The sequence below is a fragment of the Sporolactobacillus mangiferae genome, from assembly GCF_023336505.1.
Taxonomy (GTDB): Bacteria; Bacillota; Bacilli; order Bacillales; family Sporolactobacillaceae; genus Sporolactobacillus; species Sporolactobacillus mangiferae.
The window spans coordinates 25,259-36,330 of record NZ_JAMAST010000012.1 but is presented as its reverse complement, the minus strand read 5'-3'; the positions used below and the strand labels follow the sequence as shown (position 1 = coordinate 36,330).

General features: G+C 46.5%; 8 protein-coding genes. All 8 read left to right on the top strand.

Annotated elements, in window-relative coordinates; genetic code table 11:
- Positions 1 to 27 precede the first annotated feature (27 nt).
- The 8 genes from prfB (at position 28) to uvrB (ending at position 11,072) form a co-directional block, all read left to right on the top strand.
- Positions 28 to 1,126 (top strand): peptide chain release factor 2 gene (prfB, locus tag M3N64_RS10020; RefSeq protein ID WP_249101912.1). Its coding sequence is split into 2 segments (ribosomal slippage): positions 28 to 90 and positions 92 to 1,126, totalling 1,098 coding nucleotides; the frame shifts between segments, so codons are not numbered across the junction.
- A gap of 306 nt (positions 1,127 to 1,432) precedes the next feature.
- The gene (locus M3N64_RS10015) at positions 1,433 to 2,329 is read left to right on the top strand and encodes a YitT family protein (RefSeq protein WP_249101834.1); all 897 of its coding nucleotides are present in this window, start codon (positions 1,433 to 1,435) and stop codon (positions 2,327 to 2,329) included.
- Positions 2,330 to 2,674: 345 nt separating this feature from the next.
- Positions 2,675 to 3,370 carry a cell division ATP-binding protein FtsE gene (ftsE, locus tag M3N64_RS10010; protein ID WP_249101832.1) on the top strand — a complete coding sequence of 232 codons (696 nt, stop codon included), beginning with the start codon at positions 2,675 to 2,677 and terminating at the stop codon, positions 3,368 to 3,370.
- The gene (gene ftsX, locus M3N64_RS10005; RefSeq protein ID WP_249101831.1) at positions 3,360 to 4,253 is read left to right on the top strand and encodes a permease-like cell division protein FtsX; all 894 of its coding nucleotides are present in this window, start codon (positions 3,360 to 3,362) and stop codon (positions 4,251 to 4,253) included. The genes ftsE and ftsX overlap by 11 nt, the downstream gene beginning before the upstream one ends.
- A 404-nt stretch (positions 4,254 to 4,657) precedes the next feature.
- Positions 4,658 to 6,118 carry a S41 family peptidase gene (locus tag M3N64_RS10000; protein WP_249101828.1) on the top strand — a complete coding sequence of 487 codons (1,461 nt, stop codon included), beginning with the start codon at positions 4,658 to 4,660 and terminating at the stop codon, positions 6,116 to 6,118.
- 410 nt (positions 6,119 to 6,528) lie between these two features.
- A complete protein-coding gene (locus tag M3N64_RS09995; RefSeq protein WP_249101826.1) occupies positions 6,529 to 7,725 on the top strand; it encodes a cell division protein in 1,197 nt (398 codons plus the stop codon).
- Between the two features lie 335 nt (positions 7,726 to 8,060).
- Positions 8,061 to 8,351, top strand: coding sequence for an AbrB/MazE/SpoVT family DNA-binding domain-containing protein (locus M3N64_RS09990; RefSeq protein WP_249101825.1), 291 nt, complete (start codon positions 8,061 to 8,063; stop codon positions 8,349 to 8,351).
- Between the two features lie 753 nt (positions 8,352 to 9,104).
- Positions 9,105 to 11,072: an excinuclease ABC subunit UvrB gene (uvrB, locus tag M3N64_RS09985; protein ID WP_249101823.1), complete on the top strand. Its 1,968-nt coding sequence runs from the start codon at positions 9,105 to 9,107 to the stop codon at positions 11,070 to 11,072.

The window sequence follows — 11,072 nt, the reverse complement described above, 5'->3', positions numbered from 1 at the left end:
CTGTGGGAAAGAGAAAGTAGGATGAACATGGATTTACCTGAAATGAAACACGAAATTGATGAGATGGAAGTTCGTCTCAAAGCATTTAGGGGGTCTCTTTGACTTAGATAATAAAAAGGCAAGAATTGCAGAGCTGGATGAAAAAATGTCGATGCCTGGTTTTTGGGATGATAATGAAAAGGCCCAGAAGGTGATCGATGAATCCAACGAACTGAAAGGCAAGGTCGACAGTCTGAGCGATCTTGAAAGTAAGTATGAAGACCTTCAGGTTGCCTATGAATTAGTCAAAGAAGAGAACGATGCAGACATGAAGGCCGAACTTGAAGAATCCCTTGAAGAGGCACGTCATGCATTCAACCATTATGAAACCAGACTGCTTCTGAGCGGCCCGCATGACCGGAATAATGCGATTCTGGAGCTTCATCCGGGTGCCGGTGGTACCGAAGCGCAGGACTGGGCTTCGATGCTGCTGCGCATGTACACACGCTGGGCAGAGAACAAAGGCTTTGCCGTCGAAACACTTGACTACCTTCCCGGCGATGAAGCCGGAGTCAAAAGTGTCACGCTGCTGATTAAGGGGCCGGATGCATTCGGCTATCTGAAGGCAGAGAAGGGCATTCACCGTCTGGTTCGCATTTCACCTTTTGACGCTGCCGGGCGACGCCACACATCATTCGTTTCGTGTGAAGTGGTCCCGGAACTTGATGACGGCATTGAAGTCGATATCCGGCCTGAAGATCTGAAAGTCGATGTCTTCCGGTCGAGCGGTGCTGGCGGTCAGCACATTAATAAAACGTCATCGGCGGTTCGTATGACCCATATACCAACAGGTATTGTCGTCAGCTGCCAGTCTGAGCGCTCGCAATTTCAGAACCGTGATCAGGCGATGAAGATGCTGAAAGCACGTCTGTATCAATTGGAAGAAGAGAAGAAAGAGGCCGAAATGGCTGCTCTCCATGGCGAGCAGAAGGAGATCGGCTGGGGCAGCCAGATTCGCTCCTATGTTTTTCATCCTTATTCAATGGTCAAGGACCACCGCACAAATGTTGAAATCGGTGATGTCAACCGCGTCATGGATGGCGACATTGATCCGTTCATCGATGCCTACCTGCGTCTTCATCTGTGAAAATAAATAATTTGTTTGGTGAGAGAACCGGCTTCGGCCGGTTCTTGTATTTTAGCTGGTGAAGGATGAAAAGGTATTGATCGGTGGAGGACAAAGTTGTATCAAACAACATCGCATTCTTATCAAACGAAAAAAGTTGTATCAAAATAACATCGAATTTGTTTCAAAGAATAAAACGGGTAATGGACCTCAGCAAGGTGATAACGAATTTCAAATTGCAGCGCTTCCTTAATTGACCGCATCCGTCCGGATGAATTAGAATAAGAACATTCGGCCATCTCATCGGGTGGGTAAAGGAGATTTTGCATGCACTTTTTTAGGAAAAGAGACAAGCACGTCGTCCCAGAGCGTGGAACGGCGGCTGTAGTTATGGACTATTTACTTGTGATCATTGGCTCATTCATTGTCGGCATTACTTTTAACACATTTATGCTTCCGACACATATTGCTTCTGGCGGTGTGGCAGGGATCAGTATTGTGCTGCATTGGAATCTTGGCTGGGAACCGTCCTATGTTCTCTGGGGCTTCAATATTCCTATTTTTGTCCTGGGTTTATTTGTGCTTGGACGCAGCTTCGGCTATGTCGACTACGCTATGAAGACGCTGCTCGGTTCAGTTATGCTGCCGCTTTCCGTATTTTTGACGAGCGGTATTCCTGCAGCAACGGACAGCCCGCTCCTTGGGGCACTGTTCGGCGGTGTCGGCACCGGTATCGGTCTTGGTATTGTGTTTCGTGGCCGTGGATCTACCGGCGGAACGGCACTTGCCGGGCAAATCATTCAGAAGTTCAGCGGCATAACGCTTGGTTTTTGTGTCTCGATACTGGATGGAATCATCGTCCTGAGCTCTGCATTTTTTATGTCGCTTGAAGCAGCACTGTATGCACTGATCAGCATCTATTTGACAGCAAAAATGATTGATGTTGTTCAGCTTGGTTTTAACACCGAGAAAATGGCACTGATTGTCTCTGACCAGGAAGATGAACTGCGTCAGGCGATCCTGCAGGAAATTGATCGTGGTGTGACGCGCATTGTCAGCCAGGGCGGATACACCGGCGATGATCGGCCGATGCTGATGACCGTTGTTTCACAAAGTGAATTGACTCATCTGAAGCAGCTTGTTAAGTCTATTGATGCGGATTCGTTTTTCATTATTACCAATGCAACCGAAGTGTTCGGAAAAGGTTTTTATCAGCGATCATAAAACATGCGCAGGCGTGTTTTTTTTATATTCCGATGCAATCATCCTCCACGGTTTCGATCTTTTTCTCCTCAATTCGATTATGTATTTGAAATTGAAATGTAATATTTTTCTCGCGTAATCGACACGGTTTCGATGGTATAATGAAAATTGTTCGATTCACATACATAATGATGTGCATATGGTTGATTTATTTCTCGGGAAATAATGGTGAGTGAGCGATCTTTTCATCGGCAACCCGCGCATTTTGATCCTGCATACGAATGTTTTTGTAGAAAAATATAATCAGACAGATTATGAGATCGTTCGACAAAATATGGGAAAAAGGACTTTGGGGGAAGAATTTCTATGGAAGACGTAATTGTGATGCAAAATGTCTGGAAGGCCTACCCGAACGGGGTCATGGCACTGAATGGCATTGATCTGTCTGTCAAACAGGGCGAATTTGTTTACGTTGTTGGTCCAAGCGGGGCAGGGAAATCGACATTTATAAAAATGATCTTCAGAGAATTGAAGCCGACACGCGGCAAAATTTTCATTAACAATAAAAACATTGCTAATTTACGAGAACGGCAGGTTCCGTATTTCCGGCGTAAAATCGGCGTTGTGTTTCAGGATTTTCGCCTGCTGCCAAAACTGACTGTCTATGAAAATGTTGCCTTTGCATTGGAAGTGATTGAGGAACATCCGAGACAGATTAAACGTCGTGTTGTCGAAGTTCTGGATCTTGTCGGTTTAAAGCATAAAATGCGTTCATTTCCCGATCAGCTGTCCGGCGGCGAGCAGCAGCGCGTCTCAATCGCACGTTCAATCTGCAACCGTCCACCGGTCCTGATCGCTGATGAACCAACCGGTAACCTCGATCCTGAGACATCCTGGCAGATTATGGAAGTGTTCAAACGGATTAACGAACAGGGAACAACGATTGTGATGGCGACACACAACCGTGATATTGTCAACAAGATTCGGCATCGCGTGGTTGCGCTTGAAGGCGGCATGATTGTACGCGATGAGCAAGAAGGGGATTATGGCTATGAAAATTAGAACATTGAAGAGACATGTCAATGAAAGTTTTAAGAGCCTTGGCCGAAACGGCTGGATGACGTTCGCATCCGTGAGTGCCGTTACAGTTTCCCTTCTTCTGGTCGGACTATTCCTGATGGTTATGTTCAATCTGAATAAGATTGCCGGCGATATTGAAAGTGACGTTGAAGTGCGCGTCTATCTGGATCAATCGATTACCAAGACGCAGCAGAAAACACTGGAGCAGGAATTGCAGAAGATTCCCAATGTGCAGTCGGTTCGCTTCCAATCAAAGAAAGAAGGACTGGACAGTCTGCTTGAAAGTCTCGGTAACGACAAACAGAGCTTTACGGATCTGCAAAAGGAGAACCCGCTGCCAAACGCGTTTATCCTGAAGACGAAGAAGCCGGAGCAGACGATCGGTGTCGCGAATACGGTAAAGGATTATCAGAACGTCACGGATGTGCGTTATGGAAAAGGGACGGTAGAAAAACTTTTCCGATTTATCCGAATTGCACGGAATGTCGGAATCGTTCTGATTATCGGGTTGCTGTTTACTTCTGTATTCCTGATTGCTAATACGATTAAATTGACGATCGTGGCCCGCCGTCGTGAAATCGAGATTATGAAACTTGTTGGTGCGACCAACGCCTTTGTCCGCTGGCCTTACTTTATTGAGGGGCTGGTCATGGGGGTTCTTGGTTCAATTATCCCTGTGATCGTATTGATGGTTGTGTATCGGTTTGCCTACTACAATCTTGGCGGCAACCTTCAGCAGATGTTCATCAGACTGATTCCATATCAAACGATGACACTGAATCTGAGTCTGCTTCTGATCGGCATCGGTGCATTGATCGGCGTGTGGGGAAGTATGAATTCGGTACGGAAATTCCTGAAGATCTGAAAATCAGGATTCCTTTAACTGCCTGCCGGCTCATCCGTGGAAAATGATCCGTGTCATTTATCCGTAGCAGGATGTTGAAAAATCGGGGTATCTCTATAGTCATTTTCCTGACAATGAGATACTCTTTTATTAATCGCTCATTTTATTAAAACCGGGATGCAAACGGAGACATTTGATTCAAAAACCCGATATGACTGTTCACAGGAGGGTAATCCATCAAGGAAAGAGTAGCATGACGCTGAATTTAGTCCACCATGTTATAATTTTAGGGTCATGCAGGGTAAAATGAACACGTACTCATCGTGTAGGACAATCTTGCGGCACTGCTGTATGATAGAGGATAAGTTCTGTTTGATCGGCATATTATTTACGGTTGAACGCGTTTACTGAGGAGGCAGTTTTTTATGAAAAAATTCAGCGGCAAAGTCGTCGCCTTGCTGATGGCGATCTCGCTGATTGTGGGTGCTGCAGGCTCTTATGCAGTGTTCAGCTTTGTCCAGAATCACGACCAGGACTCAGCGGCGGCTGCCACGTCAGAAGTGACGGCGGCCGACAAAGATTCTGCAAAACTGAAGGCAATCCATGATTTGATTGAAAAAGAATATTTTCGGAAAATCAGCAGTTCCGAATTGTATGACGGTGCTATTAATGGCATGATCGAAGCACTGAATGATCCGTTTTCCAGCTATATGAATGCCAAAACGGCTTCCGACTTCACGGAATCATTGTCTTCATCATTTGAAGGAATTGGTGCGGAAGTCCAGATGGTCGGCAAGCAGGTCACCGTGGTATCGCCAATCAAGGGATCGCCGGCGGAAAAGTCCGGTTTGAAACCAAAAGATGCAATTGTCACAATTAATGGGAAATCAACCGAGGGGTTGAATATTAACCAGGCAGTCAATCGTATTCGCGGAAAAAAAGGAACGACTGTCCGCCTTGGCATTAAGCGGCCCGGTGTCAGCAATGAACTGACCTTTACGATTAAGCGAGACACGATCCCGATCCGTACGGTCGAGAGCAAGGTACTGAAGCATGACGGACAACCAATCGGCTATATTGCGATTACTCAATTCAATGAAAATACAGACCGTGAGTTCAGCACCGCGCTCAGCAAGGTCGAGGAAAAACAGATCAAAGGACTGATCGTTGATGTACGCGGAAATCCCGGGGGGTATCTTCAGGCTGTGGAAAAAATCGGTAATTTGCTGATTGCCTCCAAAAAACCAGTCGTCCAGATTGAAGATCGTGCCGGGAAAAAGCAGCCATTCTACTCAACGCTGAAGAAGAAGAAAGATTATCCGATTGCTGCGTTGATTGATGGCGGATCTGCCTCTGCTTCCGAGATTCTTGCCGGCGCACTGCACGAGGCGGGAGGCTATCCGCTGGTTGGCGTGAAAACCTTCGGAAAAGGTACCGTTCAGCAGGGCATTGAATTGTCCGATAAGAGTGAATTGAAACTGACAACGGACAAATGGCTGACACCGGATGGCAACTGGATTCACAAAAAAGGAATCAAGCCAACTGTTGAGATAAAGCAGCCTGCCTACTTTTACGCGTCCCCAATTAACCTGGATAAAGGAAAGAAATTGAAGGCGGATCAAACAAGCACAACGATTGCTGACGCACAGAAAATGCTGGAAGCCGCCGGAAAAAAGCCGGGACGTACCGACGGCTACTTCAGTAAACAGACGGTTCATGCAGTTCGGGAATTTCAGAAAGACCAGAAGCTAACCGTAACCGGCACGATTGATCAGAAAACGGCCGATGCACTGCAACAGGCAACGCTGACTGCGATCAAAGCACAAGAAAATGATCGGCAGCTTGAGGCGGCCATTACTGAAATTGAAAAAGACATGGATCGCTGATAAAAATAAGAAAAGAGGGTGTCTCAAAAGTCTATTTGACGATGAGACACCCTTCTTTGGGTAGCCGGACTCTTGGCGATGAAAAGGAAAATTTGTAACGAAACGGTGAGAAGTAGAAACGAAGCCGCTGCAATTCGTAACGAAGCAGTGGAAAGTAGAAGCGAAATGTCGACTCATAGGGTTGAATGAACGATAAATCACAGCCAGTCAACTGTGCTGAAACGACAAAGGCCAGCCCAGAGCATAAAAATTTCGTGACAATCCACATTGAAGAGTTCGCTCATGTATAATGAAAGAAAGATGGCGATGCTGACCATTCATCGCCGCATAGCGAATTTTTTCAGATGATCAGATCGAGTGGCTGTCTTTGGCTCAGCCATTATTCGTGATCAAACGTGGGGGAATAACGGATGGACATTGTTGGGACATTTTTTTGGGGGATATTCTCTTTTTTAATCAATCCGCTGCTGTACCTGCTTGTTATCGCGCTGTTTTTATACAGCGCGCAGCGGGTACGCCGTGAGCGACTGTCATTCCACGTGAAAGCGTATGGCATGTTCAATACAATTTTCGCAAGCATGATGCCAAGTCTGATGATCGGTATTGCCGGTTCGGTTGTACTGCTTGTGTCAGGTGTCAGTCTTACGCCCGGGGTGCTGGTTTTATTAACACTCGCTTATACCGTCACGCTGTTTACGTGTCGCCTGCGCTTTTTGTCTCCGGCAATTGCGGTTGGACTGGCCCTGGTTTCGGCTTATCTGATCCCAGATTTCCGTACTGCGTCTCCGACGATTAATCACTGGCTCATGGACATTCAGCACATAAACGCAGTGTCATTCGGTGTTTTTCTGGTTGTGACGCTGGCTGTGGAAACCGTGCTGATCTTTTTCTGGGGCGCACACCAGACCTCGCCACGTTTGATTGACAGCCATCGCGGTGGTCTGGTTGGGGCACATGAAGCCTGCCAGTTGTGGATTGTACCGCTCATGATACTTGTGCCGACGCATGGGGCGGTTTCTTCAGTTGGTCTCTGGCCGTTTTTTAGCGATGGATCATCATTTGGCTTAGCGCTTTTCCCGGTTGGTGTCGGTATTGCGCAGCTGATTACTTATACCTTGCCGCGTCCCGCGGTCAGGCAGTCCGCACTTTGGATGCTGATCACAACCTGTGGTGCTGCGCTGATTGTTGCTGCGGCAGCTCTTTTCCGTTTGCCGTTACTTGTGCTCCTTGCGGCCGCTGCGGTGTTCATCAGCAGACTGATACTTGTGTGGTATCACCATCATCTGCGTGAAACGCGTCCGTTTTATTTTGTCATGCCAGGCAGGGGGCTAAGGGTCATCGGTGTGATTCCTCATTCACTTGGTGCGCGCATGGGCATTATGCCGGGAGAAGAAATCCGGCGTGCCAATGATCGGGATATCAGCAGTGTCGATGATTTTTATGCGGCGCTGCAAAAACATGCGGCCTATTGCAAGCTTGAAGTCATTGATCGTTTCGGGGAACAGCGTTTTGCGAAGGGTCCGATTCATGAGAACGACGATTATAAGATTGGCCTGCTTTTTCTTGAAGCAGATCAGTGGGATTTGAAACAGAAGACAAATAGCTGAGTGCACATTCGAATAATATAATCGGAACAAGGAAACGGAGACGGAACTGCATCGGCTTTCCCTGCCTTTTTGCTAGAAAAAGACGGAGTAGCTTTAAGTGATGCGCTGCCCGCAGAGCTGAGCAAATGAGTCATGCGGCTTCCAAAACCGACTGTTCCATTATTTTTACTTCCTGCTGCTGTTAAAAAGTGGGTGGCTTTGAAACGATCGGCGACTCTGTGAAAATTTGCCTCTTGTGTGTGAAGGTTACAAAATTGTCCGAAGTATTGCAAAATGGTGCTATAATCTAGATAAAGTGCAGTCGGCTGGCACAGACAATGGAGAGGAGAACACAAATGAAATCAACAGGTATTGTGCGCAAGGTTGATGAGTTGGGTCGTGTCGTGATTCCGATTGAATTGAGAAGGACCTTGAATATTAAAGAAGGCGATCCGCTCGAAATCTTCACTGAGGATGACCGGATTATCTTCAAAAAGTATGTGCCCAATATGGCTTGTCAGATTACAAATGAAGTTTCGCCGGACAATCTGGTACTGGCGAACGGCAAGCTGATATTAAGCCGTAAAGCCGCAAAAAAAATTGTGACTGAAATTGAAAAGTACATTGGCGAAGACATTAAATCCTGAAAACCATTTTGAATAACTTCTGTGGCATCTGCCATGGAAGTTTTTTGTTTCCAGGTTAAGAAAGAAAGTATAAGATTTTGCTAAGCATAAAGGTAAGCAAGATACGAAAACGCGAGATGCCAGCGGAGCGTTCCTGTTGATCAGGTGCCAGTGAGATCCCGCAGATTCTAAGTGTCCGAGGAGGTCCGCGGCAAGCGAGCAGCTTGGAGCACTGATGCCAACAAAATAAATAGATCAAAGACTCTGGCTGAAAACTGTGGAAACGCGTGCGCGCCGGTAAATAGTGACGAATGACCGGTAAATCATGCTGAATGGTCGGTAAATCGCAGTCAAACAAGATCCTGTGAAAGTACGTCTGTACACACCGCATCGTGCGGAAATAAGGACTAGACTTAGCCTGGTCTCTCTAATGCGATAGAAATATTCATACCCCGCTTAAATGAAAATATATGGAATAAAAGAAGCTGTTTGGCTTGTATCAAGAGCACTTCAAATAGTAATTGAGAATATCCGTTCGTATTTTGCTGTTCTTTTCTATTTAAGGATGGTATACTTTTTTAAGAAAGATTTTTTCGGGTTTATGACAAAAAGCTGTATTAAAGGGTTAAGATTCGCTTTAATACAAATGAGCACTATTGCGAAAAGCATGAACTTTCCACGTTTTTCAGCTTAATGAACAACCATTAATTCACACTATCCTGACAGAAAAAGTATTAACACATAAAAAGGTACAAAAGTTTGGAGGACGGCACGATGAAATTCCAGCTTGCATCTCATTTTAATCCGCAGGGTGACCAGCCTGAAGCAATCCGGGAACTGGTCGATGGCATCAGGAGCGGTAAGAAGCACCAGACGCTGCTCGGCGCGACCGGCACCGGGAAAACATTTACGATGTCGAATGTCATTGCGCAAGTCGACAAACCAACGCTGGTCATCGCGCACAATAAAACACTGGCCGGGCAGCTTTATAATGAATTTAAGGAATTTTTCCCCAATAATGCTGTCGAGTATTTTGTCAGTTATTATGATTACTATCAGCCGGAAGCTTACATTCCGCAGACGGATACCTATATTGAAAAAGACTCCAGCATTAATGATGAGATTGATAAATTGCGTCATTCAGCGACGAGCGCGCTGTTCGAGCGCCGAGATGTTATTATCGTCGCCAGTGTGTCCTGTATATACGGTTTAGGTTCACCGGAAGAGTATGGTTCGCTTGTCCTGTCGCTGCGAAAGGGTATGGAAAAGGAACGGAACGCCATGCTGCGCGAACTTGTCGATATTCAGTATACACGCAATGACATTAACTTTACGCGTGGCACATTCCGTGTCCGCGGCGATGTCGTCGAAATTTTCCCTGCATCACGCGACGATCACTGTATTCGCGTTGAATTTTTCGGTGATGAAATTGACCGGCTCACAGAAATGGACCCGATGACCGGTGAAATTGTCGGCGAGCGCGAGCATGTGGCTATCTACCCGGCTTCACACTTTGTCACCGGCCAGGAAAAAATGAAAAAAGCCATTGTGAACATTCAAAAGGAACTTGAAGAACGGCTGAGTGTGCTGAATGAACAAGGCAAGCTTCTGGAGGCCCAGCGCCTGGAGCAGCGCACACGTTACGATCTTGAGATGATGGAAGAGGTCGGTTTCTGTTCTGGCATTGAGAACTATTCACGCCACCTGACCTTTCGCAAGCCCGGTGAATCACCCTATACACTGCTTGACTATTTTCCCGATGATTTCCTGATCATGGTCGATGAATCGCATGCAACGCTGCCGCAGATAAGGGCGATGTATAATGGCGATCAGGCACGGAAAAATGTACTTGTCGACCACGGTTTCCGGCTTCCGTCAGCAAAGGACAACCGGCCGCTTACTTTTGATGAATTCGAGTCGCATATTAACCAGATTGTCTACGTTTCGGCCACACCGGCGGATTATGAACTGGAGCATTCCGGCAAACCGATTGAACAGATTATCCGGCCTACAGGACTTTTGGACCCGGAAATCGAAGTTCGTCCAATCAAGGGGCAGATTGATGATCTCTATGACGAGATTAATATTCGTGTTAAGAAAAAAGAACGCGTGCTGGTGACCACACTGACAAAAAAGATGGCGGAGAATCTGACCGATTATCTGAAAGGTATGGGCATTAAAGTCAATTATCTGCATTCGGAGATCAAGACGCTCGAACGCATCGAAATTATCCGTGATCTGAGGCGCGGTGAATTCGATGTGCTTGTCGGCATCAACCTGCTTCGTGAGGGACTGGATATTCCGGAAGTTTCGCTGGTTGCCATTCTTGATGCTGACAAGGAAGGATTTCTGCGTTCGGAACGTTCGCTGATTCAGACAATTGGCCGTGCGGCACGTAACGCCGAAGGACGCGTCATTCTGTATGCCGATCAAATAACGGACTCAATGCGTATGGCGATGGATGAGACTGCGCGCAGGCGGACAATTCAAAAAGCATTTAATGAGGCACATCATATTACACCGAAAACGATACAGAAGGCAATTCCTGAATTGATTAAAGCAACCTATGAAGTAAAACAGGAGTCTTCTGGCAGGAAGAAAAAGAAAAAAATGACAAAGAACGAACGAAACAGAGCAATCATCAGTATTGAACAGGAAATGAAGCAGGCAGCAAAGGCGCTTGACTTTGAGCGTGCGGCAGAACTGAGAGATGCGCTCTATGAACTGAAGGCGGAGGGATAA